Annotated in this window: 23 protein-coding genes, 7 tRNA genes and 1 other RNA gene; 23 read left to right on the top strand and 8 right to left on the bottom strand. The window is 30.7% G+C overall.

Features of this window, described 5'->3' with window-relative positions; translation table 11 throughout:
* Positions 1–3 precede the first annotated feature (3 nt).
* The 3 genes from fabF to DEU40_RS01775 form a co-directional block, all read right to left on the bottom strand.
* Positions 4–1,248, bottom strand: a complete 1,245-nt coding sequence (fabF, locus tag DEU40_RS01785; protein ID WP_002976350.1) for a beta-ketoacyl-ACP synthase II — start codon at positions 1,246–1,248, stop codon at positions 4–6.
* Positions 1,249–1,283: 35 nt separating this feature from the next.
* Complete coding sequence (locus DEU40_RS01780; RefSeq protein ID WP_002976354.1) at positions 1,284–1,523, bottom strand: acyl carrier protein; 240 nt, start codon at positions 1,521–1,523, stop codon at positions 1,284–1,286.
* Between the two features lie 475 nt (positions 1,524–1,998).
* Positions 1,999–2,454, bottom strand: coding sequence for a hypothetical protein (locus DEU40_RS01775; RefSeq protein ID WP_110008245.1), 456 nt, complete (start codon positions 2,452–2,454; stop codon positions 1,999–2,001).
* Between the two features lie 544 nt (positions 2,455–2,998).
* Between DEU40_RS01775 and DEU40_RS01770 the strand changes: the two genes are divergently transcribed.
* The 12 genes from DEU40_RS01770 (at position 2,999) to DEU40_RS01715 (ending at position 14,179) form a co-directional block, all read left to right on the top strand.
* Complete coding sequence (locus tag DEU40_RS01770) at positions 2,999–4,294, top strand: integrase (RefSeq protein WP_110008244.1); 1,296 nt, start codon at positions 2,999–3,001, stop codon at positions 4,292–4,294.
* A 997-nt stretch (positions 4,295–5,291) separates the two neighbouring features.
* Positions 5,292–5,555 (top strand): helix-turn-helix domain-containing protein, encoded by a 264-nt coding sequence (locus DEU40_RS01765; protein ID WP_110008243.1) that lies wholly within the window; start codon positions 5,292–5,294, stop codon positions 5,553–5,555.
* 226 nt (positions 5,556–5,781) lie between these two features.
* Entirely contained in the window at positions 5,782–7,263 is a 1,482-nt protein-coding gene (locus tag DEU40_RS01760) for a hypothetical protein (protein WP_110008242.1), read from the top strand.
* Positions 7,264–7,739: 476 nt separating this feature from the next.
* Positions 7,740–8,162, top strand: a complete 423-nt coding sequence (locus tag DEU40_RS01755; protein WP_110008241.1) for a hypothetical protein — start codon at positions 7,740–7,742, stop codon at positions 8,160–8,162.
* Positions 8,163–8,169: 7 nt separating this feature from the next.
* On the top strand, positions 8,170–8,526 hold the full coding sequence (locus tag DEU40_RS01750; protein WP_110008240.1) for a hypothetical protein: 357 nt from the start codon (positions 8,170–8,172) through the stop codon (positions 8,524–8,526).
* Between the two features lie 2 nt (positions 8,527–8,528).
* A complete protein-coding gene (locus tag DEU40_RS01745) occupies positions 8,529–8,963 on the top strand; it encodes a hypothetical protein (protein WP_110008239.1) in 435 nt (144 codons plus the stop codon).
* 6 nt (positions 8,964–8,969) lie between these two features.
* Positions 8,970–9,191, top strand: coding sequence for a hypothetical protein (locus DEU40_RS01740; RefSeq protein WP_110008238.1), 222 nt, complete (start codon positions 8,970–8,972; stop codon positions 9,189–9,191).
* Between the two features lie 124 nt (positions 9,192–9,315).
* Entirely contained in the window at positions 9,316–10,797 is a 1,482-nt protein-coding gene (locus tag DEU40_RS01735; RefSeq protein WP_146207823.1) for a hypothetical protein, read from the top strand.
* 38 nt (positions 10,798–10,835) lie between these two features.
* Positions 10,836–11,996 (top strand): RHS repeat domain-containing protein, encoded by a 1,161-nt coding sequence (locus tag DEU40_RS22290; protein ID WP_181397922.1) that lies wholly within the window; start codon positions 10,836–10,838, stop codon positions 11,994–11,996.
* Between the two features lie 13 nt (positions 11,997–12,009).
* Positions 12,010–12,444: a hypothetical protein gene (locus tag DEU40_RS01725; RefSeq protein ID WP_110008236.1), complete on the top strand. Its 435-nt coding sequence runs from the start codon at positions 12,010–12,012 to the stop codon at positions 12,442–12,444.
* Between the two features lie 9 nt (positions 12,445–12,453).
* A complete protein-coding gene (locus DEU40_RS01720) occupies positions 12,454–13,515 on the top strand; it encodes a hypothetical protein (RefSeq protein WP_110008235.1) in 1,062 nt (353 codons plus the stop codon).
* Positions 13,516–13,531: 16 nt separating this feature from the next.
* Positions 13,532–14,179, top strand: coding sequence for a hypothetical protein (locus DEU40_RS01715; protein ID WP_110008234.1), 648 nt, complete (start codon positions 13,532–13,534; stop codon positions 14,177–14,179).
* Between the two features lie 165 nt (positions 14,180–14,344).
* Here DEU40_RS01715 and DEU40_RS01710 read toward each other — a convergent pair whose 3' ends face one another.
* From DEU40_RS01710 to DEU40_RS01695, 4 genes are read right to left on the bottom strand one after another with little or no spacing between them, the layout of a single operon-like run.
* On the bottom strand, positions 14,345–15,370 hold the full coding sequence (locus DEU40_RS01710; protein ID WP_110008233.1) for a DUF4238 domain-containing protein: 1,026 nt from the start codon (positions 15,368–15,370) through the stop codon (positions 14,345–14,347).
* Positions 15,370–17,262 (bottom strand): hypothetical protein, encoded by a 1,893-nt coding sequence (locus DEU40_RS01705; RefSeq protein ID WP_110008232.1) that lies wholly within the window; start codon positions 17,260–17,262, stop codon positions 15,370–15,372. Before DEU40_RS01705 ends, DEU40_RS01710 begins: the two co-directional genes overlap by 1 nt.
* A complete protein-coding gene (locus DEU40_RS01700; RefSeq protein WP_110008231.1) occupies positions 17,262–19,754 on the bottom strand; it encodes a sensor histidine kinase in 2,493 nt (830 codons plus the stop codon). The genes DEU40_RS01705 and DEU40_RS01700 overlap by 1 nt, the downstream gene beginning before the upstream one ends.
* The gene (locus DEU40_RS01695; RefSeq protein WP_110008230.1) at positions 19,754–21,076 is read right to left on the bottom strand and encodes a hypothetical protein; all 1,323 of its coding nucleotides are present in this window, start codon (positions 21,074–21,076) and stop codon (positions 19,754–19,756) included. The genes DEU40_RS01700 and DEU40_RS01695 overlap by 1 nt, the downstream gene beginning before the upstream one ends.
* A gap of 1,112 nt (positions 21,077–22,188) precedes the next feature.
* Here DEU40_RS01695 and DEU40_RS01690 point away from each other — a divergent pair.
* A complete protein-coding gene (locus DEU40_RS01690) occupies positions 22,189–22,719 on the top strand; it encodes an antirestriction protein ArdA (RefSeq protein WP_062702406.1) in 531 nt (176 codons plus the stop codon).
* A 181-nt stretch (positions 22,720–22,900) separates the two neighbouring features.
* Here DEU40_RS01690 and ssrA read toward each other — a convergent pair.
* Positions 22,901–23,302: a transfer-messenger RNA gene (gene ssrA / locus DEU40_RS01685) on the bottom strand.
* Positions 23,303–23,572: 270 nt separating this feature from the next.
* On the opposite strand from ssrA, the gene rpsU reads away from it, so the two are divergent.
* The 10 genes from rpsU (at position 23,573) to DEU40_RS01635 (ending at position 26,004) form a co-directional block, all read left to right on the top strand.
* On the top strand, positions 23,573–23,770 hold the full coding sequence (rpsU, locus tag DEU40_RS01680; protein WP_034693154.1) for a 30S ribosomal protein S21: 198 nt from the start codon (positions 23,573–23,575) through the stop codon (positions 23,768–23,770).
* A 79-nt stretch (positions 23,771–23,849) separates the two neighbouring features.
* Positions 23,850–24,737: a tyrosine-type recombinase/integrase gene (locus DEU40_RS01675; protein WP_110008229.1), complete on the top strand. Its 888-nt coding sequence runs from the start codon at positions 23,850–23,852 to the stop codon at positions 24,735–24,737.
* Positions 24,734–25,024, top strand: coding sequence for an HPF/RaiA family ribosome-associated protein (locus DEU40_RS01670; RefSeq protein ID WP_002976393.1), 291 nt, complete (start codon positions 24,734–24,736; stop codon positions 25,022–25,024). Before DEU40_RS01675 ends, DEU40_RS01670 begins: the two co-directional genes overlap by 4 nt.
* A 109-nt stretch (positions 25,025–25,133) precedes the next feature.
* Positions 25,134–25,207 (top strand) — tRNA-Thr (locus DEU40_RS01665).
* A 17-nt stretch (positions 25,208–25,224) separates the two neighbouring features.
* Positions 25,225–25,305, top strand: a tRNA-Tyr gene (locus tag DEU40_RS01660).
* Between the two features lie 89 nt (positions 25,306–25,394).
* Positions 25,395–25,467: transfer RNA gene (locus tag DEU40_RS01655), tRNA-Gly, on the top strand.
* Positions 25,468–25,556: 89 nt separating this feature from the next.
* Positions 25,557–25,633, top strand: a tRNA-Thr gene (locus tag DEU40_RS01650).
* Between the two features lie 18 nt (positions 25,634–25,651).
* Positions 25,652–25,732, top strand: a tRNA-Tyr gene (locus tag DEU40_RS01645).
* Positions 25,733–25,818: 86 nt separating this feature from the next.
* Positions 25,819–25,891, top strand: a tRNA-Gly gene (locus tag DEU40_RS01640).
* 41 nt (positions 25,892–25,932) lie between these two features.
* Positions 25,933–26,004 (top strand) — tRNA-Thr (locus tag DEU40_RS01635).
* Positions 26,005–26,115 lie beyond the last annotated feature (111 nt).

Below are 26,115 nucleotides of genomic sequence, written 5' to 3'. Positions count from 1 at the left end.
AATTTAGATTTTCTTAAATAGAACGCAAGCGTTGTGCCCACCAAATCCAAAAGTATTGCTCATGGCTACTTTTACATCTTTCTTCACAGCTGTATTAAACGTAAAGTTTAGTCTGCTGTCAATATTTTCATCATCAGTAAAATGGTTGATGGTTGGAGGAACAGTACCATGAATAATAGTTCCCAATGCAGCGATAGCTTCAATAACACCTGCAGCACCTAAAAGATGGCCAGTCATTGATTTTGTAGAATTAATCTGAATGTCATAAGCATGCTCGCCTAATAATTTCGAAATTGCATTGGATTCTGCGATGTCTCCTAATGGAGTAGAAGTACCATGCATGTTGATATGATCTACTTCATCAGCAGTTAAGCCTGCATCTTCCAAACAGTTTTTCATTACCAGATAAGCGCCAAGGCCTTCAGGATGTGGAGCAGTCATGTGATGTGCATCAGCACTTAAACCACCTCCCAGTAATTCTGCATAAATTGTAGCACCACGTTTTACAGCGTGCTCATATTCTTCAAGAACAATACATCCTGCCCCTTCACCTAATACAAATCCATCTCTGTCTTTGTCAAAAGGTCTTGAAGCTGTTTTTGGATCGTCATTTCTTGTAGAAAGTGCCATCATTGCGTTGAATCCACCGACACCACTTGCTGTAACGGCTGCTTCAGAGCCTCCACACACAATCACGTCTGCTTTTCCTAACTGGATCAGCATTTTGGAATCAATTATAGCATTTGCTGAAGATGCACATGCAGATACAGTTGTATAGTTTGGTCCGTGGAAACCGTATTCAATTGAGATATGTCCTGGAGTGATATCCGCAATCATTTTTGGGATAAAGAAAGGGTTGAATCTCGGAATTTCCGTATTGGCCCATCCTAACACTTCAGTTTCAAAAGTCTCTAATCCTCCGATTCCGGAACCCCAGATTACACCAACTCTGTTTTTATCTACATTGTCTTCAATAATGCCGGAATGCGCTACTGCTTCTCTTGCAGCAACAAGTCCCAATTGAGTATTTCTATCCATTTTTTTAGCTTCTTTCTTATCGAAATGCTGTAACGGATCGAAATTTTTTACCTCGCAAGCAAACTTTGTTTTAAAGTTTGTGGCATCAAAAAGAGTAATCGGAGCGGCACCGCTCTCACCTTTCACAAGATTTTCCCAGTATTCTTTTGCATTATTTCCTATTGGTGTTATTGCTCCAAATCCGGTTACAACTACTCTTTTTAATTCCATAAACTTTGTTTAATTTCTTTTTTTGTTGAAGAATATTATTTATTTACTACTTCTTCGATGTAAGCGATAGCGTGTCCTACAGTAGTAATTTTTTCAGCTTGGTCATCAGGGATCTGAATGTTAAATTCTTTTTCAAATTCCATGATTAACTCAACTGTATCTAGTGAATCAGCTCCTAAATCGTTAGTGAAGCTAGCTTCAGGAGTTACTTCTGTTTCTTCAACGTCAAGCTTATCAGCGATGATAGCTTTTACTCTTGATGCAATGTCTGACATAGTAAATTATTTTTTTAATTGTTAGATGGTGCAAATATATAAAATTCTTTACGATAAAACATTTTTTTAGTCTTTTTTGTGGACCGGAAGCTTTCATTTTAGATTGTTTCGCTTTAGTCTTTTAGTTTTCAGGTGGTTATATTGTTGTTAATGTAGAGATGTAAATTGTCATGAAAAACTAATATGAAGATCTAGAAGATAGATCATACAAATTTCAGTATTATTAGCTTCGTGTTTTATGAAAACTAGTTTATTTATTTCTGTATAATTACCACTGATCAGCTTTTTAAAAGTTTTTTTATAAATTCTTCTTAGACTATACAATTTACTATATAGTTTATCATGTTGGCTGTAATGTTATTTGAAATACCCAAACATTAATATCCGTGACTAACTGAGGATTTTGTCTCATGGTTAGTTACTTAATTCGAATGTTTTGATGAAGACTTGAGTTTTAGTCTGATTTTAACGCTGGTTATTGCTTTGTATAGTAGATAGCTGGAGAAAAATCCGGATATCTTACCATCAATGTATCATTTATTTTTTTTACCCTAAACTCGTCAGCGCTATACAGATTGCCGGTAGCTGGTTTGCGGGTTTCTGTATAAAAATATAATGTACTTGTATATCCTTCTTTTTCAATTGCCAGTACCAGATTTGCGTTTTGGGATTGGTTTATTAAGCTGTTATAACTTATATTGTTAGGTAAAATGATATCATCCTGTGTGAATTTTATGTATTGAACTGGTGCAACACTAGTTTGTTTCCATGCCCAAACACCTTGTATCCACGTTGGCGGGTGGAAATGCTGTGCCGGAGGTTGAGGAGTTGTGGTGTTTTCATGCTCATTATTAGGTAAGTTATCATCATTCCCGGAACAGTTGAACGTTAAAAATGATAATGATAAAAGAGATAATAATAAATTTCTCATGGTTTAGTTATTATTAAGCTACTCAAATGTTGAGTATTGTTATTTAGTTTAAATTCAAAATTAGGCTTGTGATTTACCTTTTTGAAACATAATAAAGTGTGCTTTACTTTTTTGTCCCAATTATTAACGTAAAGATATGTTTTTTGTTGTAATTTCTTTTATGTTAATGTCTATATTAATAAGATTGTAGGAGGGTAGGTAAGTTGAGTTTGTATCTTTCTGTAAGAAAATTTTCCAACACAAATATCTATCGTTAGAGAGATAAAATGATGTGGTGGGTTTTAATGAGATGATTTTTTTATGACAGAAAAACTGTAATACGGATGTGGAAATAAAAAAAGGGAATCTACAATAGTAGATTCCCTTTTAGTGGAGTTGGAGGGACTACTTTTTTGAATCTGTTAAAATCTTGATTAATTTATAAATGCTTTATATCAAAGTGTTTAAATCAGACTTAATTAAATTGAATTTATTGAAATTAAACTATATTTGAATTTTTTGGGTACAACTTTGGGTACAACTTTAAACTTGAATCATTTTAATTATGGCATCAGTAAGTTTTTTTATTAGAGGAAAAGTAGCAGATAAGGAAAGTACAATTTGGGCAAAGTTCAGAGACAGAGATATTGATATTCGTGTACCTGTTCCATACCTGAACTGTAAACCGAGAGATTGGAAAGATGGTAAGTGCAAAATACCATCTAAAAAAAATCACAAAGACGATACGGAAACTATTAACACACGTTTAGCTCAATTGGAAGCAAATATTATTTCCAGTTATGCGGAGGATAAGCCTGAACTAGATTTGAAGGGGTGGCTAAAATCTATCATTGAGCCTAAAAGTCAAAAAGAGGAAAAAGTAAATTATTCGGATGATGTTGTTCCCTTTATAGATATTTATATTTCTTTTAAAAAAGATAGTATTACGGAAGCTACTATCAAAAAAGCAGGTGTGGTAAAACAAGTCTTGCAACGTTACATAGATGATAAAAATACGATTAAGAAAACTTTCAGGAGCTTGAAATTTAAAGATTTAGATAATACTTTTAGAATTGATTTTGAAAAATATTGTCAAAATGAAATTTACAAAGTTTCAAATACATATAAAAATTTGAAGTTTTTAAAAATGGTGTGTAGTGTAGCAGAATCTTTTGATATTGAAGTTCATAAACATGTTAAAAACTGGAAATTTGAAGTTGAAAAATCAATAAGGAACGACCCGAAATCTATTTATTTGACATTTGAAGAACTTGATAAAATTGAAAAAACTGAAATGCCTCACGATTATTTGGATAATGCGAGGGATTGGCTTTTGATTTCCTGTTATACTGGGCAACGTGTTAGTGATTATATGAGATTCACCTCTTCAATAATTGTTCAAGATAGTGAAGGAAGGAAATATTTAGATTTTACACAAATAAAAACAGGTGCTAAAATGCAAATTCCCTTATTGAAGAAAGTTCAAGAAGTTTTAGATAAAAGGGATGGTGAATTTCCTCGAAAAATTTCAGATGTAAAATTTAATCTATATATAAAAGAAGTATGTAAAATTGCAAAGATTGATGAGATAATTTACAATGGAAAGATGATGACAATTGAACGTAAAGGAAAACCTAAAATAACCCGAAAGGTTTTTGGTGATTATCCTAAATATGAGTTGGTTACTTCGCACATTGGGCGAAAAAGTTTTGCATCAAATTTTTATGAGAAAATTTCTACAGCTTATTTACTTAATTTCACTGGACACACAACGGAGAAGCAGTTATTAGCATATATTAACAAAACAGATGTTGAAAAAGCTAAATCAACAGCAAAAATATTTGATAGTTTAGGATATTAACAATTTTTGGCATGTTAATTGAATATCTAAAAAAGATTGATTTTTAAAAAAGTTATTTAAAATGATAATCAGATATGCGTTCTTTATTCAATAATTTTCTATGCAAATAGTTAGATGCAAACTCAATAATTTCGAGTAAGTCTATAACTATATTAAAAAATCTATTACAGTTGAAATACTGTTGAGGGGAGCCACCTGTTTAAAAATGGCAGTAGTCGCTCATTTTGAGATATAGTATAACTATATCAATACTTTTGAGCATAAGCTATTAAAACCGAAAGTAGTTAGCAACTATGGAGGGGATGCACCTCATTAAACACGTGCGGTCACTCTGTTTTGAAACATTATAATGATTTTATATTCATTTTCAAAATAGCAGGCATGGGAAAATTATGTTTATTTAGCATTGTTTAAATGCTATGGCTAAAAAAATCCAAACTAGAACAAGCCACTAGAGAGGGGACGCACCTCAATAAAAATGTGTTGGTCACTCTGTTTTTGAGAAAGATGTAAAAATCACTCAAAGACAGTAGGCATAAAAAGCTATGTCTAAAAATTAAAATCTTTGCAGGAATTAACTAATCCATTCATGGCGTACCACATGCAAAACGGCAGCAGAGTAGCTCAGTTTTTGAGAAGACGTTAAGTCTGTAAAAATCTCAAAACAAGTAGACAGAGGATAGTTATGTCTTATTGCTAAGTGTAAATAGTCAAAAAGTCGTAAGGTTTGACAAACCAAAGAGGGGTTGCACCTGATTAAAAACGTATTATGCAAGCTCAGATTTTGAGTTGTATTTTAATTTAAAATATAAGCACTCAAAACAGCAGACAAAAAATAATTATGTCAAAAAATTAATATAGATAGACCAACTCGAAAGAGCTAGGTCTTTTTTTATGCCCGAAAATTAACAAAAATAAATAAAATACAAGATAGGAGACCCTTTGAGGTCTCTTTTTTTGTTGGTATGAACTAAAAATAAATAAAAAAATAAATATTATGATACAATTAATTTCAATTTCAAAAGACGAACTAATGCAGGAATTTGAGCAAATAGTTTACAAAGTATTAGAAAAAATGAAACAAGATCAAGCTCCAAAAGATCAGAAAGAGTTTTATACTCGTGAAGAAACAGCTAAATTATTAGATGTTAGCTTAACAACACTTTTTCATTGGAATAATGACGGAACTTTAAAAAATACTAAAATTGGCAAAAGAGTTTATTACTCTAAAAATGAAGTTTTAACACGTCTAAATCCTTAAACTTCTTTTTGACAGTTGTTTTTTATCAGTGGGGGCGTAAATCTAAAAACTGTTCTCTTATTAATAACCTGTCAATCAAAAAAATACTCTCATTACAATTTGTTGGCTTGGATCTCAAATAACAGCCCAAAAATCAACTAAAATTTTAAAACAATACAAACCCTCAAAAAGTATAGCAAACAAGCTGTATGAGCTATCGCTATGCCCTTATTTTAAATAAATCATTATGAAATATAAACAAATTAAAAAATCAAAATATAAAACCAATGTTACAACATTTTATCATGAAGGTTTTAATTGGAAAGTCGTAGTTCCAACAATTATTTATAGTTATCTGAAGGAAAAATTAGAAGAATGTCCACCATTCAAGGGATTCAATATTGATATTGCATTATATTATCTAAGTTTGATAATTAGTATTCCCGCATCCTATAAGGATAAAGTTTATTTGTGGGGATTTGTCCCTTTGGATTCCAGAGAATTAAAAAAGAAAAATTATTTATACAAGCAGTATTTTAAATACTTTTTAGATATTGATATTTTGGAAACCTTTCCTTATGCCACAAATTCTCATAGAGCTACTAGCTATCGATATAATTTTAAAGCTATAAAATCAGAAGGAATGGAATGTATAGATTTTATGGCATTTGAAATAAAAGATAAAAAATTTAATGATAAAATACTGAATGAAAACAATTGCAATGACAGTTTTGTTTCATGTCCGCACTTGTGTAAATGGCTGAATGCAGATCTGCATGTTGATTTTGACAGTTTGAAAAATCATCTACAATCAGAGTTTTGTTACAATAAATATAGCTTGACTTATGAAAGATTAAATCCCATTATGTCAAAAGCTTATAATTACTGGTGTTCGGCACTTATGTTACAGAATCATTGTTTCAGAACTTCAAGAAGTCCGCTTACGGACAATAGATTGCATACAAATTTCACCAATATGCCCTCAAAATTAAGACCTTTTATAAGCTATAAGGGAGAAAATATTGTGAGCTTGGACATTAAAAACTCACAACCCTATTTTATGGTTCTATTATTAGAAAGATTTAATAATAAAAGAATAGAAAATATTATAAGTAATATATATAAGAGTAATAAGGGTATAATGTTGCAGAAACTACAGCAAACTACTTCCAGTCAGGTGTTTCAAGAGGAATTTTCTATTATAAAAGAGTGGATTTTAACAGGAACTTTTTATGAAGAATTAGAACATCTCTTTCCTGATATAGTACCTGATGAGGATGGGAATTTTAGAAAATACTTCTATAATAATGATAAAAAAATATCTGAACTAAAAATTTATAATAGTAAAAGAGATTTGATGAAAAAAGTAACCCTACAGATTCTTTATACACCCTTAACAAAGCCATCAAAAGAATATCAAGTTTTCAAACAGTATTTTCCTTTATTATGTGAATGTATAGAAATGTTTAAAATTAAATCATACAAAGATTTCCCTAAACTCTTACAACATATTGAAGCAGATTGTATTTTGAATATAATTACTGTAGAATTAGCAAAAAAATATCCTGATATGCCCCTTTGGACTATTCACGATTCAATCTGCACTACGGTAAGTTGGTTCAAAACAATGAAAGAAACTGTCCAAGAGCTATTTTTAAGCTATTGTGAGGGTGTTGTCCCTAGTTTTAAAGTCGAACATTGGAATAATCAAATCCTGAAAGTCTCATAAAAAAATCTCCAAAATATTGATTTTAGGAATATATAAGAGTATGAAAGAATAATTAAATATAAATTGAATAATTAATATGTATAAGGGTATAATGTTGCAGGTTCTTCCGAAACACCTCTATTCATAATGCTTTCCAGTGATTCTATTTTGCCTCAGAAAGGGTGAAAAATAAATGCTGTTTTCATAAGATTAGGAACAATTTTTGATAGTAAGAAATGGGTTACAAAAATTTATATCTTTGTAGTTCAAATTTTATCGAAAAAGTAAAGCGTTAGCTATTATTTGAGTGTCTCAAAATCGCCAAATTTAAGAAACACACCTCAAATGAATAATAGGTTAATGCTCACGTTATGGCGTGGGCTAAACTTATTTGAGGTGGGGCGTTTGGCGATGCCTGAGACTTATAAGGCTTAGTCCCACGCTTTCTGTTTTAACTAACCTTTCACTTTTGGGACTGAGTGAGTAAATATTCACTTATGAAAAAACTATTATTCACAGTTTTTACAGCATTATCATTCATTGGTTGTTCAAATCACGATGATGAAACCACACAAACAACAAGCAATCCAGTAGCAACACAGTATTTTCACCCTCCAACATGGATTCAGGGAAAATGGCAGAAAGACGGAACAGCACTATATAAATTCACTAATGATGATTTTTTTACTATTGCGGGGAGCATCGAAACAAGTTATAAATCAATATTACAGCAAGGTGCAAGTTTAGGAGCTTCTTCCAGTGTTCCAGAAAATATTTCCGAGACTGTTTATGAATTTACGATAAAATCAGGTTCTACGAATGCAGAATATAAATTTAAAAAGATAAGTTCTACAAAGATTGAGTGGGTAAATTATCCTTATACTTCGACTGTAGGTGCATTTTATTTAACTAAACAATAATACTATCATGAAAAAGTTTTTAACAGCAGTAGTGATAGTCGTTTCAACAATGGCTTTTGCACAACAAACAGAAAAAAATGGTAAATGCGATTTACCTAAAGATTATCAGGAACCAAAACCAGACAAAAAAATCCAATCTTGGTTAAAACGTGGAGATGCTACAATTGAAGACCTGAGAAAACACATAGCGGTTGAAAATGATTGTAGTGAGAAAGATGTAGTCTTTTTGAGAATTTCGGAACAGAAAGGAAACGGAATGTATTCTGTTTGCGTTGCAGGAAAACCCATGAAATACAAACGAATGGGGACAGTTTTTATGGGAGCGAATGAAAATCCTTTTGATACAGCTAATTCTGTTAAGTAAGTATGAAACGGTTATTTTTATTCACGGGATTATTTTACAGCGTTTTCCTATCAGCACAGGTGTATCATGATAAAAATAAAATTACATTTTCCTACGGATATGATGTAATTGAAGTTTTGGAGTATGGAAAGCATATTAAATACCTTAACATGCCTACTGTATGCACTTTTAATACAGGAACTAATAAATCAAAAGTAGTTTGTACAAATGAATTATTTAATAACAGCAAAATATTTATCAATATTGATGATGATTTGTTTGATAATTCACAAAAAATAAAATTTCCAAAATCTCCAGTAAAATTTTATGATTACAAAATTGTAGATGATGAAAATTATTATTTACTGAAATTGTGTCCAGATAGGGCAATACTATTAGATATTCACGGAACAGGCTATGTTTTTTATGATTACAAAAAAATGAACAAGAAAAAATAAAACAGTATGAAAAATCACAAAATCCATTTAAAACAAACAGACAGTCAGTTTCCTACTGATAAAGAAATCAGAATGTCACTCCGAAAGTTAGGGTTAAAAGATGTTGTTTTCTCAATATTAAAGACCGTTGAATTTGCTGAATTGTCTGAAAGAGATTTGAAAACAGTTATTACAAGTAAACCCCAAAATTCCTTAGAAGAATTATTGAAAAAGCAACTGTTAAAATAAAACACGTCAAGTTTTGACGTTATACAGATTTATATTTGTCTAAATTTAAAAGATTGTCATTTCACTATTTATTGAAAATTTGTAAATTGCAGGAAACACAAATCAAGTCAAAAAATTAATATCCATGATGAAAAAACTACAAGTTTTTCCCTTATTGTGTTTAGGTGTTGTGTGTTTCGGACAAATTCCGAACCTACCTACAATGCAAGCTCCTACTCAAAGTAGTTTAGGCAATTATTCCAATCATAATTATGGTAGTCCGATAAACGGTAGAAGTTCCCAAAGGAATTATGCACCGTCTATGCCTAGCACATATCAGAAGCCTTCAAATTCTGTCGGGCAACATAATACCTATGAATCACAGTCAAGATTACAGAATGATGCTGTAATGCGTGAGATAGATCGGGATATGGCAGAAGTTCAGGAAATGCAATTCCGGCAGTGGGTAGAAAATGGGATGAAGATATCTTTTGATTTACCCTCACTATCAGGAAAAGCAGGAACAGGAGCATATTATGACGCTTTCAACAAACTTTCTGCAATGGATTCCCAAAACTACTCATTAGCAGATATTAATTTCACAGTAGAAAATGCTTTTTATGATAATAAACAGGATATAACCAAATTCAAAGCAGGAATACAAAAGACAGCAAAACAACTCCTACAGAAAATGAAAGAACGAAAGGAGGATACGGAAAGTAATGTTTCTAAAAACCTGATGCTGTTTGAGTATTTTTCTAAGGATATTAAATTAGGAGGAACAATCCACAAAGCCTTTGAATATGATTTTAAAGACTATATGGGAGAAAAGGACTATTCAAAAATGTTTGTTTTAAAACTTCTTAAAACAGGATCAGGACAATGTCATTCTATGCCATTGTATTACCTTATTTTGGCAGAAGCGATGGGAACAGAAGCCTATTTGTCATTAGCACCCAATCATTCTTATATTCGTTTTATAGATGATGAAGGAACCATGAGAAATATGGAACTTACCAATGGGATGTTTCCTACTGATAATGCGTTTTTGGAATCAGGGTATATCAAATCAGAAGCCTTGCAAAATAAAATCTATTTGGAAAACCTTACCAAAAAGGAGCTGTTAGGAATGGCTTATTTTGATTTGGCGAGAGGCTATGTAAGTAAATTTGGATACGATGAATTTGTAAACAAAGTTATTGATAAAGCATTGGAGCTTTACCCTAACGGAATAGCACCGAACATGGAAAAGGCAAATGTCAGTCAGGTAAGGTTTGCCAATGTGATGAAACAATTAGGTATTAATCCCGAAGACAAAAGAGATTTACAAAGAATTGGCTATTTTCCAAAGGCAATTGAACAGTTAAATCAAATCAACGAACAGTTTAATCATATTGATAATTTAGGATATGCCGAAATGCCTGCATCAGCTTACGAATCATGGCTCGGAAGTCTGAAAGCCGAAAAGAACAAGCAGGAAAGCGAAGCATTGGCAGAAAGAATGCGTTTATTCCAGCTTCAAAAACAAAAGGAAAGACAGGATCAAGAAGCTGTCAAAAAAGCACAGGAAAAGAAAAAACAAGAACAAAAACCGAGATATATTCCAATAGATCCGAATAAACTATAAAAAATGAATAATTTTAACAATCATAAAAACAAATGACTATGAAAAGAATATTATTGATTGCTTTTGCAATAATAACAGGCTTTACACAGGCACAGGTCAAGAAAACCCAAACGAAACCAAAATCTAGAGTTGAAAAAAAATGGGTAAATCCTGTTAAATTGACAAAGGAAGAAAGAAGCCGTCCTTACATGGATGAGGTTTTGAAAACAAAAGATTCATTAACACCAGAGGAAGCAGAAAGACGAAGAAAGAATATTGCTATTGGAAACCCTTTTGCTAAATATGGTGTTTATCCAAAGATTGCAACACTCAGTAAAGGAAAATACTTAGAGTTTCACGATACAGACAGTATTGTAGTAATTGGTTCTATAAGATACAATACAAAAAAAGGAAATATTATTGAAGTAAGGGAAATTGATTTATCTGATCCTGATGCACAACCTATTGGTGATACTCACGGACGTTGGATGTCTCCCGATCCTTTAAGTGAAGAATTTTCAAGTTGGTCACCTTACCATTATGCGTACAATAACCCTATTAATGCAATAGACCCAGACGGAAGAGAATCTAAATGGATACCTACTATAGAATTTGATAAAAATAAAAGTGGTCAATTAACAGGAGGACATTTGGCTTTACAAATGGAAAAGGGAGATACTGCCGAAACACTTGCTAAAACATTGAATATAGACCAGAAACAAGCTGATAAGTTATTTGCTGGTATGCAAAAAAGTGGAGAAACATCTATTGATGTTCCTGAGAGTATTGCCTCTCCCATCAATGCTGCAATCACAGATGCTATTATGAACTCTGGAGATTACAATGGAAGTTGGTTATCTGATAAAAATTATAATTGTTTTGCTTGTGCTTTTAGAAATGCAAGTGGTGAAGGTTTAAAAGATGACCATTTTTCTTATGAATTATCTCCAACCGAATTTCAAAGTTTTTTAAAAGCTGGTTTTGACAAGGCTGATAAGAAGATTTTTGGAAAAACAGTAATTACCTTCAACGGAAACGGTAAGGATAGTGAGGAAGGGTTGAATCATGCTGCTACCTATCTTGGTACTTCTAAAAATGGAACAGAATATACATTTTCAAAAAATGGTTTATTTGTCAATCCTAAAATAGAACAAACATCTGCTCTGAAAAAGCAATACGGACAAAGTGTAGGCTATTGGAATAAAACTAAAACTAAATAACATCACTTGCGTTATGAAAATTTTTAAATTTATCAGGTATTTATTTATTATATTACTTTTTTTACAGTTTATTGCCCATAGCTATGTAAATATATCTATTGATAAATTTTTTATTGATATTACTAATATAATAGCAATTATTTTAATCATTTCTTTGCTAATAGAAAAAAGCATTTTTTCTGTAATATTGTTGTTGTATGCTGTAGCAATATGTATTTTAAATTTTTCTCCAATGTTTATGTCGGAGAAAATGGCTGAAAAAATATATTATGACATATTTTTAGGGTTAGAATTATCATCTTATATCCGTAATAATATTGTTAATAAATATTGGATAGTCAATCCTATTATGAATCTTTCTTTTTATTTTGCTGGATATATTATTTTTTTGGAAATCCCTTTTCGACTTTATAAGAGAAAACTCTTCCCATTTAATAAAAAATCTTAATTCTGTATCATGCATAAAATAATATTAATCAGTATTTTTTTTATCGGGATTTTTTCAAAAGCTCAAGAAAACCAATTCTATTCTGATGCTTACCAAACCATAGATAATATGCTTAATGATAAGCAGAAATATAGTTTCAAAGAAGGGGTTTTTGCTGTTGAAAATGCTTACTATCAGGGAAAATATGATACAGTCGAGTTGAACAATAAGATTAAGTTCTTAAAACATTTCTGTAATCTTTTGTTGAAAAATAGAAAACTAACTTATACTGATAAGGATGAAGCCAAAGTAAATAAGTATGCTGCTATTTATACGGTAATGTGCCAATCTACACCTGTTATTTTCGGAAAAGATACCATTAAATACAAGCCTTTCACATATGATTTTGAAGACGTATTCGGACATAAAGAACTGTCTAACTTGTTTGTATCAAAATTATTAGACACCCAAAAAGGCAACTGTAACTCAATGCCATATCTATACAAGATTTTGGCAGAAGAATTGGGAGTTGATGCTAATTTAGGACTTGCTCCAAACCATGTTTACATCAAACATAACATTAAATCACTCGGTTGGTATAATACAGAGCTTACCAGTGGTATTTTCCCGATTGATGCATGGTTGTCGGCTTCTGGATTCATTCATTTGGATGCCATTAAAAATGGTGTATTTATGAAAGCCCTGAACAATAAAGAAAGTCTTTCATTGCTATTGGTTGATTTAGCCACTGCTTACAACAGAAATTTTCCCAATAATGACGGAAGTTTTGCTTTGAAATGTGCTGAGAGAGCAATACAAATACACCCTTATTTAGCTAATGCTTTACTATTACAGGCTGAAACCCATACAAAGCAGTTTCAAAAGCTGATGAAAGAACAGAACACAAAAGATATTCAGGCTACAACATTAAACAATCCAAAGGCTAAAGAATTGTTTGATATGATGAATAAAGAATATAGCCATATTCACAAAATAGGCTACCGCAGTATGCCAGAAGAAATGTATTTGGATTGGCTGGTATCTCTAAAAACTGAACGATCAAAATATGAAGATACGAGATTGCAGAAATAAATACAATTTATAGAAAATGGATAAAATTATTACTGAGCAAATACAAGCAAGCTTTAAGGATAATAATGAATTAATGATAGGTTTATTAATTATATACACATTAATAACAATTATAATTCAATTCATTTCCAATTATTGTTTGAGTAAGAAAATAGAAACTTTTAAAAATGATTTAAAAAGAAGTGAAATAAAATTCAGTAAACATTCTCAAATGCAGATTGAATGTTTAAAAAATATGTATAATAATGTAGTAGATTGGCACTTTAGCTTTTATGAATTACTTAATCCTAAATATTTGACACATGCTTCATTAAAGAGTAACATAAATAATTTGAATATTATCTTCAAATCAAACATGGATTATTTTCACCGAAATAAAATTTTATTAACTGAAGAAATTATAAAACAAATAGGAGTAGTACATTCAAAATTCAAGAAAATTCAAGAATTATGTAATAAAGAATTAGATACCCTTTCAAGTATTGAGGAGTATTATATGAGTAATGAACCTCAAACAATATATAATGAACCAGAAAACGAAACAAGTGAAATAAAAAAACGAATTGAAGAGTTAAAAACTAATTATGAAGTCTCTAGTTTTGAAGATGATTTAAAGAAATTGCGTGAATTAGTTGAAAACTACTTTAAAGAACTTACAAATTAAATCCGTTATATTTCTACCATAATCATTCAAAACAATATTTTAGGGATTTTTTTTGACAGTTTTCATGATACAGGTTACGTTTTTTACGATTATAATAAAATGAATAAGAACTGACACAAAGTATAGCTTTATAAATCGATAATATAAATAATTTCTGAATACAATTTATCTAATACTAAATGATGGATGTCTTAGAGGATTAATTCCATTTTTAAAATCATTTAGGTTAACCTTTATGTTCAGAAAGTCTAATTGCAAACCAATTTGTATATCTTCCGAACTAATGAAGAAAAATTTTTTGTTATTTTGGTTGATTATTTCGTTGATATTTCTTTTAGTTCCCCTATATTCTTGAAAATTATTAGAAAGTTCATGGGTATATTCTTCAGAGATAAAATTATTAAAATAAATTTGAGACTCACAATTAATAAACTGTAATCCATTTAACTGATGTATTGTAGCAATACATTCTGTTGAACAACAATTAACATCATCTCCTAGATCATATACCTCTGGATCATATAAACAAATCATAAGTCTAGGATGAATTGGATAGAAAATTTGTAAGCCTTTTGCGACTAAACCTGTAGCTCCAATATAATTGCCAGCCTGTTCCATCAATTGATTATAAAAAATAATAGGAGAATCAGATGTAATAAATGGAAGTAAAGAAAGATTAACTATAAATCTAAAATCAAGATAATCTAATAGCTTCTCATGTTCGATGGAATGTAATAATCCAAGTAATACAGGATTTTCATGTTGTAAAGTTGCATCTTTTAGGCTTTCCCATAATTCTGGCTTAAATTCTTTAACAAAAGCTTTTAGTCCTTTGTTTAAACTTTCCATTATATTTTCACCAGAATTTGGAGTTCGAAAGGCTTGATACAACATGAATCTTTTTATCAATTTAAATCCATTGCTTTCAATTGGAGGAGGAATTAATACTTTTTCCTCTGTCCAGTAATAAAACATTTTTGCAACGTTACCTTCAATGTGAGCTAAAGCATTTTCTATTTCATCATCTTCTCCATATAGAAAATTTCCATAAGCTTGATTTTTCAATGCAGCATTAGGTATAAATTTTTTATTATTGAGATTGTATAGCCCTAAAAACTTACCCCCATTATTAATGGAAAATCTTTTTAAATAAAACCGAGGTATGTAATGATGCTTTTTTTTCTTTACCATTAATTATTTGTAAAATCATGATCAAACGCATTTCTCGATAAGTACAGCATGAATTTCTGCAATAAATCATCTGAATAAGGAGATTTATAGTGTCTTACTCTTTTTAAACTCATATCTAGAACTCTTTCTGTTTCATTATATAATCCAAAAGATTTAATTCCTAGTTTCGTCAAATCAGCTATTTCATAGATGTTTTTTTCAGTATTATTTAAATGCCTTTGTAAACTATCTATTTCCGTTTTTAAAACACCTTTTTCTTGTTGAGAGGCATTCTGTAGTTCTCCTCTTTTTTTGTTAATGGACTGTGTAAGACTATCTTTGACTGTTTTGAATTCTAGAATTTTCGTTTCATAAACTAGTAAATTCTTATAAATATATTCATATCTTTTCAACCATGGAAAATGAATTAAATCATTAATCAATTCGGATTCATTGAAGTTGATTGCAGTTTTGCCTTCGATATTAAAAACTGCTAAATCAAGTATATTTAATGATACAATTTGAAAACCTGGAAAATATGCGGCATAAAATTTATCTGAATTTTCAGCTGTTTTAATTTCTTCTGATGTAATATTCAATTTGTCTTTTGCGATTTCTTTTAAGGGAATTAGCATTCCTACATCATAATTATAATCTCTTTTTCCGCAATTACTATTTTCTGCTCTAAGTGCCAGATTGCAAGGCTGAACTAACAATATATATTCTTTGCCTTTAATTTCAAAAATGTCACCATTTGTTAATGGTAAATGTAATTTATTAATAATATCCCCCGATAAATAAAGTTCGCTATTTCTCAGTTCTATAAGTTGTAGATTAGGTATTGTTGAGCTATACCCAGTATCTCTCGAATCTATTTCTCTTATTTTTTTAATTGATCCATTAAATTTCTGTCTTACAGAGCTATCAGTAATCATATTATAATTTTCTTCTTTTGATAATATGCCATATAACCTAAAAAGAGTACTTATCTCCCATACTCCTTCTTTTAGAGATGATTTCTGAATAATTTGATTAAAAGTTTTTGGTGTTATTTTTTGTATGCGCTGTCCAGCTTTTGTGTTAGATTTTTCTAATACTTTTAAAGATTCTTTTTTTAACTGTTCAACATATGGAAGTAATAATAAGTTTTTTATTCCTTCGGCAAAACCAATGATTTGTGGATCAAGAGCAAATCTTCTTTTTGATATAGTATAGAATTTTTCAATTTCAATTTGATAGTCTTCAGAATATTTTTCTCTGAACTCATCTTCTTGTTCTTCAGTGAATTTATGGGAGAAGATGCCACACACAATTTTTTCAGTGTAATCTTTTTCATCAATAAGTGATTTGGCGAGTTGTACACCATTGCGACCTTCTGTAAGCTTGTTACCACTTTGAAATTCAAAATCAAATAGACACAATGCTTTTTTATTTTCTTCAAGCTCTTTTATTACTTGATATTTATTTTGTATCCATTCATCAGGAGTCATTAATTTAATTCTGTCTTTATAGTAATCTTTAATTTCTAAAGGGGGTGTAATATTAGCATTGTCATCTTTTTTAATATGATTGCAAACTTCAAGTAACAATTCTGACTTGTTTTCCGTTTCTTCCCAAAGTTTTAGTATTAGAATTTCAAACCTTGGTGTTGGTGTTGACCAATCAATACTTTTAAATTTATCGCCAGTAATAGGGTTTTCAGTATTTTTTAACTCTGTTAAATATGCTTTATAAACTTCTTTTTGACCTTCAATATCAAATTTATCATCTATATATATAATATGAGCAATATTTTCAATATCTAATAAATCAACTGTAGTTTCTATTGCTTTGTTTCTCAATTCACTAACTAAATTATCATTAGCTTGAGTCAATGTTAATTCCTCACCGTTATTTGTAGTTTTCTGGGTCATTAGTTTTCGATGATATTTGAAAGGTTAATAGCAAAAATATATTTTCTTTTTAATTCATTTTTCTCTGGCTCTAATGCAATTGTACACCCAGAAGAATCAAGGAGTTGTTGAACAATAAATAGACCCAAACCACGCCCTCTTCCTTTAGATTTTGTAGTTACAAAAGGCTCAAAAATTTGATTTTCTATTGCGGGAGTTACACCGTTCCCATTATCAGAAATATAAATCCAAGGTTTTTCAATTTTAACATTAATTACTGGATTAAAATCGGGGTTATCAAGCTTTTTCTCAATTAACCAAAATTCTGAATTATTTAGAAGGTTATCTATTATCTGAATAAGTTTACCTCTATTTACTTTTACTTTAAAATCAACAATAGAATCAATTTGAAGTTCAATACTGTTTTTGGCAAATCTATTGGCATAATATTCTTTTTCTTCGTTAAATAGATGAGATAATAAAATAGTATCTTTTCTCTCTCTATTATATTTTAAAGCAGGGTCAAGGTGTTTTAGTTGAATTTTTAAACCATTTACTGTGGAATTTATGTATTCCATTAAAACATAAATGTCAGAATTGGTTATTTTATTACTCTGTAATTTACTAGTATAAAAGGATGCCTTCTCTGCAAGTTTGTCTGAAATAGAAGCAAATTCATGACTAACGGATTCAGTTGCTAACCCTAAACTTGCTAATTCTGAAAAGTTGTCTAATTGTTCTTCTAGTATCTTTATTTTAGGTTCAAGAATATCAATGACTTCATTTAATTTCTTTGTTTTATTAACAATATTTTGTAATTTATTAAATACGTCCTGGATTTTTTTTAGTTTCTCTAATAGAATTTTTGCTCTTTTATAATCTTCTTTATTTTCATCACTGGAAAAAATGGGGTTATTCTCAACCTCATCTACTATTATTGCATGTTCTTGAACTGTATTATCTAAAACTATTTTAGCATCTTCAGTGTCAATAATTATTTCATCTGTTGATTTACTTATGCTAGTAAGCTCTTGAAATGATTGATTGACTGTCTTAATTCCATTATTTTCAATTTTATATTCTCTTAAAAAATCATCATAGCTTCTGCGTATTTTTCTATGATAGATATTAATCTGGTCTTTTATAAAGTTTGCCAATAGAAAAAAATTGTTTGAATAAGGGTTTGATATGAAACCTTGTCTATCTGTTTTTTCTTTTAAATATTTATTTTTCTCTTCATCAATTGCAAAATAACCAATAACATTCGAAGGTCTAATGTCATAAAATGAAGTTTTTGTCTGGGATTCTGACAACCTTAACCAATCTTGACCATTAATTCCATAGGGTAAAACAGCAAATCCATTACGGAAAATTTTTATTCCAACTTGATTCTGAGTAAATATTTTATAATTTGATCTTTGACCAAAAATATCATTTGTATCAGTCTCATTTTTAGCTAATTCATCAAAGTTGAACTCATCGATTAAACCTTCAAATTTACCAGGGTTTGCCTTTACGATTTTTTCTTCATTATCGTCAAGTTCAATGATCGTGTCTAATTTAGGTATATCTGTCTTAAAAGAATAACAATGTTCAATTTTCAAATAATATTTTTCCTCATCTGATAATACGATATCGTCATATTTTGATAATAGATATTCACTAAATTTTTTACCATTATCTAGAATCATAAAATTATTAAAATCGTCTTTTCTCTCGAGCGTATTCCCTTTGAATTTAGATAATTTAGTTTTTCCTTTAATTGATAAAAATTCTCCATCAAATTCAAACGTAAATCGTGAGATTGCCAAATCTCTAATTTCTTCGTTCGATTTTTCTAGATCTACATTGATTCCGTTTATTGATAAATAAACTTCAAAGGGTCTGTTTTCTTTATATGGTGAGATAAGTTGTGAAACTTGTCCCTTAAATCTATCTAAACTGTCACCTTGCCAAACATCGGGAAAATTAATATTACTTAAAATAAGTTTTGTACCGTGAGGTTTTTTAGGGGTAAAGTTATTTGCATAAATATTTACCTTACTAAGACGTTCTTCCGTTTCGAAATCTTTCCAATTGAAAGCAAGATGGGTACCTATATTTATATTTTCATTTGTATAGATCTCACAAATATTTGCTAATCTCTGTGTACTGAGTCTACCTAAACCTTTATCTCCTAGTGGAGTTCTACCTTGAGGAGTATGTTTTCCTTTTGCCTTAAAATCTCTCTTAGCAGAATAAGAAATTACTAGCCATGACTTCAGTATAGTTTCTTCGCTCATGCCAAAACCATCATCTTCTACAATAATAAATCCTTTGTGGTTTGGATAAGATAAAGATTCTTTCAAATATTGACCAGAAGTATTTATTTCAATAGAAACATAAGAAGCGTCTGCATCATATGAGTTTTTTATTAATTCTAAAAGAGCTGTAACTTCATCTGGAACTAACTGTTCCCCTAGCTGCTTTACAATGTGGGGCGTTATGTCAAAATGGTATTCTTTCTTAGCCATTAATTAGTCTTTTTGAAAATTATAATTTTTTCTTTACTCATCATATTTGAGAAGTTGTTTCTTCCAGGCATTCTTTTACTTAAAATTTCTCTTTCTAAATCTGTAAATAAATCAATACCTTTCGAAGCAAATAACTCTTTAAGAATAAGATCGTTTTGAACAACTTGTTTATTGACATTTCTGTTTCCAATTGTCCATACTAAAAAAGAATCCTTTCTCATTTTTGGAAGCATCTTATCAATACTATTATCTAAGTCATAAATAAATCGAGTAACTTTTTCAGCTTTTTTTCGTTCATTATTGTCAAATTGATTTATAAATTTTTTAAGTGTTTTGGACTTTTTAAAAACTACTTCTTCAATATCTTTTAGATTCTCTTTAATTTGACCGCCTAAACTTTTATTATCAATTGATTGGGCAGTTTGTAAATAATTAATTTCAATTGAGTTATCAATGTCTCCAATTGGTATCCATTGTAGAGGTAGATAAGAAAATTGACCATAAGTAACAGTCGTTTGATTATCTCCATAGGGTGGCGAAGTAACTAACAAATTAAAAGTCTTTTTTGTTTTAATTCCAATATTAGTATCTCCCCAAATTACATCAGCATTTTTAGCATATTTATTTTTCTTTATATGTCCATTACTTACCAAGACTGAAATATAATCAATTATGTTTTTTATATTTTTTTTCGTGATGGAAGTAAAGGTCTTTAATGCAGAAATTTGGCGTGAGCTAATTTCTTCTATTGGTCGCATATGCATCTTAAATGTAGATGTTCTGTCATTACTAGTTAGTCGAATTGTTTCAGCTAATGCTACCCAAAAGAATTTTCTTATTTTCAAGGAAGGTTCATTGTGGATTGCTCTATATATTTTTGACAGTTCTATTTGGATGTCTTTTGTAAACCATTTATCAATATTAATAAATGAAACTTCAACACTTGTTGAAGCGTCAGAACCAATTGTATTAATAAGGCTTTCAGCGGCATCTATAAGTTCTTCAGCCTGGTAAAAAGTTGTTTTAACTTGACTTAACAAAATGGATAAGGGGTTTATATCTTGCCCAAATACATTCATGCCATATTTCATTCCTGTAACAAGAGTATTTGAGGCTCCCATAAAAGGATCTAATAAAGAAACATTCTTATTTAAAGCTTCTGAAAGCCTTTCTATAATTGGTTCTTGAACAGATGGAACCATCATAGCAGGATAATTCAGTATGCTTCTAGCAAAGTCATTCCTAGAATAGTTTTCACCATTTAGTGTTTCTGAACTTATAGCCTTTAAATTTTGTTTAATATTTTTAATACTCTTGTTCACTTTATCGGATTTTAAAATTCCTTTTTCATCTAAAATTCTATTTCTAACTTTTTAGTTATTAAATAGCTTAATCTGCAAAGATATGAACAAAATGTAACAACTTACTTACTTATCTAAATGTTAGTTGTGATCCTACTCACACAATGTATTGAAATTCTAAATTGATTATTTTAATTGTAAATATAAATATTTCCTTTTATAGAGAAATTTATTGAATTAAGTATTTATTTTTATAGATAAATATTAAAATATGCGAGCAATTAATTCTCTATATGCTAAGTTACTACTTATGATTATTAATTTATTTGAACTCAAAAGAAATATTTTTAATGTACAACTAAATCAAAACGATAGTTATTTGTTATTGTCATACCCATTGTTAAGATTAGAACTAAAGAGGAAATAGCTATAAACACTATGAAATTTCCACTTTCCTTATTGGATTCTTTATTTTTTTTCATTTGGTTAATAATTTTGTCAAATATATAGAAAGAAAGCTTTGTGACTAGACCTATTGACTTTTTTAGATTGTTGAGTAATAATTTATTTCAATGTTAGATTCATTTATAAATTATTTGAGTGAAAAAATGTAATGGTGAGTCCTCATCCACAAAAATACCCCCACCAAATCTCTTTCAAAAAATCAAATGCTCTTTATAGTAGAATTTACGACAATTTAACACCAAGAAATATAGTGAGTGTACGGACATGACCTACTACCTCTAATCAGTACCCCTCCGAAGTTCCTTTTTGGGTAGCCCCCACCAACTGTCAAACGTTTTCTCAAAAGTAGATTTTATTTTATTTGGTTTTTGCGGAGCTGTTTTTATTTTCCACTTACTCTTTTGTACTGGTGATACTCTTCAAACTGCATATTTTTTTTGACAGTTTTTATTTGTTGCGGTTTGGGTTTAAAAATATTTTAAAAACTTTTATTTTAAAGTTAAAATCTCTGTCAATTGGCATGAATATTGACTTTATTAATATATCAAAGAACTGTTTCAAGTTCTTTTTTCTGCATAGATTCTCACAATAATATATAAAAAATGCCTAAAGTGCTACGAACACAATAGGCAGGTCAATAAATTTTAACTCATCTAAAACTTATCAACATGACAAATTTACAAAATTGTCTTGATTCTTGCAGTATCTATGTAGGAACCTATGCAAAGTACAACAACGGAAGCCTTTACGGCAAATGGCTCAATCTTTCGGATTATTCAAATTATGACGAACTATTAGACGAAATGAAAGAATTACACAAAGACGAACACGATTCTGAGTTTATGTTCCAAGATTATGAAAACTGTTCTTTCTTTGAAAAGTTAGGATTAATCGGAGAAAGTTATTTATCAAATGAGATATTTGAGATAGTAGAGCAAATAAATGATTCTGGCTATAATATTGAAATATTTGAGGCTTATGTAAATTGTATCGGAAAAATGGATTTTCAAAGTGTTTATGAAGGTATAGTAAACTATTATATAGGTGAATATTCAGACGATGAAACATTTGCACAATATATGTTAGAAGAAAGCATTCCTGAAAGCTTACCAAATTATATTTATATTGATTGGGAAGCTACAGCAAGAAGTTTGATGTATGATTATTTTGAAAGTAACGGACATTATTTCAGATCTTAGTATATTTGCATTATAATAAACTCAGTTGTAACTCTTAAAGTTCAAATAAGTTTAATTAAATTCAAACAGATTCAAAAAAAGCATTTTTCAAAAATTTGGGTACAACTTTGGGTACAAAAACAAAAAAGAGAAAATGTAATTATTTAAAAATCAATAATTTACAAATTCTCTTTAGTTTAAAAAGTGGAGTTGGAGGGATTCGAACCCTCGTCCAAACAAGCAATACATAAGCTTTCTACATGCTTATTCTACCATTGGTTTTCGACTGGAAGCAGAGGATAGACACCCAACGACCAGCTTATCTTCTGAAATTTTCGAGCTTTAGCCAAAGCTTCTAAAGCCTTATTTCTGCATTCCTATATCCCAGGATCAAACGCCGCAGAACAGAGCATTTGTGGAATATCTTGCTTCCCTACTAAAATCTTCGGGAAAACGCTTGATCTACTATACTTCGATATTAAGCTGCAAGAGCGAACTCTTCGTTGCCAGTTAAAATTTTGTAGCAAGGGATTATAGAGATCGCGCTACGGTTCTCTGCATGCTTACTTACCCATTGGTCTTGCTGTCGAAACCAGTCAACCCCATGAATAAAGTTAATGCAAAGATAGTGCTTTTTGTTTACATTTCATTAATATCGATGGTTTTAATAGAAATTAGGAAATAAAATGAGTAACCTGAAGGTAGTAAGAATTGAATATCCAGTGATTGTGGATAAAAATATTATTGTTTGCTAACAGGCTTTAATACGGGTTTTTTTAACAGTCATAGGGTGGATTAGTGATTGTTTATGGCAATATATTTTGTGTTCTGATAAAAAATGTCTACTTTTGCCATCCAAAATGAGATGTAAAATATGTTAATAATTCCAGTAAAAGATGGTGAATCCATCGACAGAGCTTTAAAAAAATACAAGAGAAAATTTGATAAAACAGGAACTGTTCGTCAATTAAGATCTAGACAACAGTTTATTAAGCCTTCTGTAACTTTGAGACAAGCTAGACTAAAAGCGGCTTACAAACAAAGAGCGCTTAGCAAAGAAGAGCAGGCTTAAGATTTTTTCTTAACCATATATTAATTCACTTCTTAAATTCTTATATTTGAGGAGTGAATTTTTATTTTTATACCCTATGATGCTGGAAAAGTTTTTAGAATACTTACAATTCGAAAAAAGATATTCTCCTCATACCATCACAAGCTACCAAAAAGACCTTGAAGACTTTTCCCATTTCTTTCTCCGAACAGAATCTTCTGACAATTTAGCCAAGGCAGACAAGAAAATTATCCGGAATTTTATTGTCGAACTGAGTGAAAATGACATTTCGAAAAGAAGTATCAATAGAAAATTATCTTCTCTCCGCAGTTTTTATCTTTTTCTTTTAAAAATAGGTGAAATTACAGTTTCTCCCGTTGAAGGAATTTCTTCCCTGAAGTTTTATGCTGAAAAACAGATTCCTATGTCTAAAGAGGAAATGACAGATCTCAATGAAAGAGTTTTTGAACAGGTACATGACGTGCTTGAAAAGTGCATTATGGAGGTTCTTTATCAGACGGGAATGCGTAAAGCGGAACTTTGTGGCCTGATATTTGAGAATGTTGACTTATATGGAAATGAATTAAAAGTAATAGGAAAAGGGAATAAAGAAAGGGTAATTCCCGTTTCCAATGAATTGTCTGAACTTCTGAAAAGTTATCTGGAAATAAGAAATCCGCAGACAGAATTTAAATCATATTTTTTCGTCAATAAGAAAGGGAAAAAACTCAATGAAAAATTTGTTTATGTGGTAGTTAATAAGTACCTTAGTCTTGTAACAACGAAAGAAAAAAAAAGTCCTCACATCCTTCGGCATAGCTTTGCTACCCACGTATTGGATAATGGGGCGGAGATCTCCAAAGTGAAAAAAATATTAGGGCATTCCAGCCTTGCCAGTACTCAAGTCTATACGAATGCTAATATTGAACAATTGAAAAAAGTGTTTAATCAGGCTCACCCTCGAGCATCAAAAAAAGAAGAATTATGAAGATTTCAGTACAATCAATTGGTTTAACTCCACACGAACCACTAGAATCACACATCGACAAAAAAGTAAGTAAATTGGATACCTTCTATGACAAAATTCAGGAGTGTAAGGTGTTCTTGAAAGTTGAAAATAATTCGGATAAAGCCAATAAGACTGCCGAGATTATTTTAGCGGTTCCGGGAGACGATATCGTAGTAAAGAAGACCACTACAAGTTTTGAAGAAAGTCTGGACCTTTGCGTTGATACTGCTAAAAAGCTATTAATCAAGAAAAAAGAAATGGCGTAGAAAAAAAAGTTAAAAAAAGTTTATAAAAAATTTGAGAATTCAAAAAATCCGTTCTATATTTGCACTCGCAAAAAAGGAACAGCGATCTTTTGAATTCTTTTTTATATTTGCCTCCATAGCTCAGTTGGCCAGAGCACGTGATTTGTAATCTCGGGGTCGTGGGTTCGAATCCCTCTGGAGGCTCTAAAATATAAACTTTTGGGGAGATTCCAGAGTGGCTAAATGGGACTGACTGTAACTCAGTTGCTTCGGCTTCGTAGGTTCGAATCCTGCTCTCCCCACTTTATATTTTTATAAAAAAAAACTTGCAAGATTAAATAAGTTTTCTTAGTTTTGCACAGCGTTTACCAATAGTTTTGGAAACAAAATTGCGGAAGTAGCTCAGTTGGTAGAGCGTCAGCCTTCCAAGCTGAATGTCGCGGGTTCGACCCCCGTCTTCCGCTCAATAGAATCACACCATTAAGAGTGATTTTTTTAACACTGGAATGTGTAGAGTAGAGTTTCTCGATCAGTTTCAGTCCTTTATTAAAATGCCTCCATAGCTCAGTTGGCCAGAGCACGTGATTTGTAATCTCGGGGTCGTGGGTTCGAATCCCTCTGGAGGCTCCATTTTAATATAAAATATCTGGGGAGATTCCAGAGTGGCTAAATGGGACTGACTGTAACTCAGTTGCTTCGGCTTCGTAGGTTCGAATCCTGCTCTCCCCACATTTTATATTATAAAAAAACTTGCAAGATTAAATAAGTTTTCTTAGTTTTGCACAGCGTTTACCAATAATTTTGGAAACAAAATTGCGGAAGTAGCTCAGTTGGTAGAGCGTCAGCCTTCCAAGCTGAATGTCGCGGGTTCGACCCCCGTCTTCCGCTCAACGAAAATCACGCTACTTAGTGTGATTTTTTTAGTTGATGCCGACTTAGCTCAGCGGTAGAGTGCTTCCTTGGTAAGGAAGAGGTCACGGGTTCAAGTCCCGTAGTTGGCTCTAATTTTTTTATATTTAAATATAAAAAGTATAAAGCACAATTCCGTGAAAAAAAAACAAAACCTTTCTGGTTTATATTTTAAACTATAAAACAATTCTTGTTTTATTATT

The sequence above is a fragment of the Chryseobacterium sp. AG844 genome (assembly GCF_003182335.1).
Lineage (GTDB): Bacteria > Bacteroidota > Bacteroidia > Flavobacteriales > Weeksellaceae > Chryseobacterium > Chryseobacterium cupriresistens.
The sequence above is the reverse complement of the archived record's forward strand: the minus strand, read 5'-3'. Positions and strand labels throughout refer to the sequence as shown.

Bases quoted from the DNA above. Each gene is read 5' to 3' on its own strand.
- fabF (WP_002976350.1), bottom strand. From the start codon at position 1,248: ATGGAATTAAAAAGAGTAGTTGTAACCGGATTTGGAGCAATAACACCA.
- DEU40_RS01780 (WP_002976354.1), bottom strand. From the start codon at position 1,523: ATGTCAGACATTGCATCAAGAGTAAAAGCTATCATCGCTGATAAGCTT.
- DEU40_RS01775 (WP_110008245.1), bottom strand. From the start codon at position 2,454: ATGAGAAATTTATTATTATCTCTTTTATCATTATCATTTTTAACGTTC.
- DEU40_RS01770 (WP_110008244.1), top strand. From the start codon at position 2,999: ATGGCATCAGTAAGTTTTTTTATTAGAGGAAAAGTAGCAGATAAGGAA.
- DEU40_RS01765 (WP_110008243.1), top strand. From the start codon at position 5,292: ATGATACAATTAATTTCAATTTCAAAAGACGAACTAATGCAGGAATTT.
- DEU40_RS01760 (WP_110008242.1), top strand. From the start codon at position 5,782: ATGAAATATAAACAAATTAAAAAATCAAAATATAAAACCAATGTTACA.
- DEU40_RS01755 (WP_110008241.1), top strand. From the start codon at position 7,740: ATGAAAAAACTATTATTCACAGTTTTTACAGCATTATCATTCATTGGT.
- DEU40_RS01750 (WP_110008240.1), top strand. From the start codon at position 8,170: ATGAAAAAGTTTTTAACAGCAGTAGTGATAGTCGTTTCAACAATGGCT.
- DEU40_RS01745 (WP_110008239.1), top strand. From the start codon at position 8,529: ATGAAACGGTTATTTTTATTCACGGGATTATTTTACAGCGTTTTCCTA.
- DEU40_RS01740 (WP_110008238.1), top strand. From the start codon at position 8,970: ATGAAAAATCACAAAATCCATTTAAAACAAACAGACAGTCAGTTTCCT.
- DEU40_RS01735 (WP_146207823.1), top strand. From the start codon at position 9,316: ATGATGAAAAAACTACAAGTTTTTCCCTTATTGTGTTTAGGTGTTGTG.
- DEU40_RS22290 (WP_181397922.1), top strand. From the start codon at position 10,836: ATGAAAAGAATATTATTGATTGCTTTTGCAATAATAACAGGCTTTACA.
- DEU40_RS01725 (WP_110008236.1), top strand. From the start codon at position 12,010: ATGAAAATTTTTAAATTTATCAGGTATTTATTTATTATATTACTTTTT.
- DEU40_RS01720 (WP_110008235.1), top strand. From the start codon at position 12,454: ATGCATAAAATAATATTAATCAGTATTTTTTTTATCGGGATTTTTTCA.
- DEU40_RS01715 (WP_110008234.1), top strand. From the start codon at position 13,532: ATGGATAAAATTATTACTGAGCAAATACAAGCAAGCTTTAAGGATAAT.
- DEU40_RS01710 (WP_110008233.1), bottom strand. From the start codon at position 15,370: ATGGTAAAGAAAAAAAAGCATCATTACATACCTCGGTTTTATTTAAAA.
- DEU40_RS01705 (WP_110008232.1), bottom strand. From the start codon at position 17,262: ATGACCCAGAAAACTACAAATAACGGTGAGGAATTAACATTGACTCAA.
- DEU40_RS01700 (WP_110008231.1), bottom strand. From the start codon at position 19,754: ATGGCTAAGAAAGAATACCATTTTGACATAACGCCCCACATTGTAAAG.
- DEU40_RS01690 (WP_062702406.1), top strand. From the start codon at position 22,189: ATGACAAATTTACAAAATTGTCTTGATTCTTGCAGTATCTATGTAGGA.
- rpsU (WP_034693154.1), top strand. From the start codon at position 23,573: ATGTTAATAATTCCAGTAAAAGATGGTGAATCCATCGACAGAGCTTTA.
- DEU40_RS01675 (WP_110008229.1), top strand. From the start codon at position 23,850: ATGCTGGAAAAGTTTTTAGAATACTTACAATTCGAAAAAAGATATTCT.
- DEU40_RS01670 (WP_002976393.1), top strand. From the start codon at position 24,734: ATGAAGATTTCAGTACAATCAATTGGTTTAACTCCACACGAACCACTA.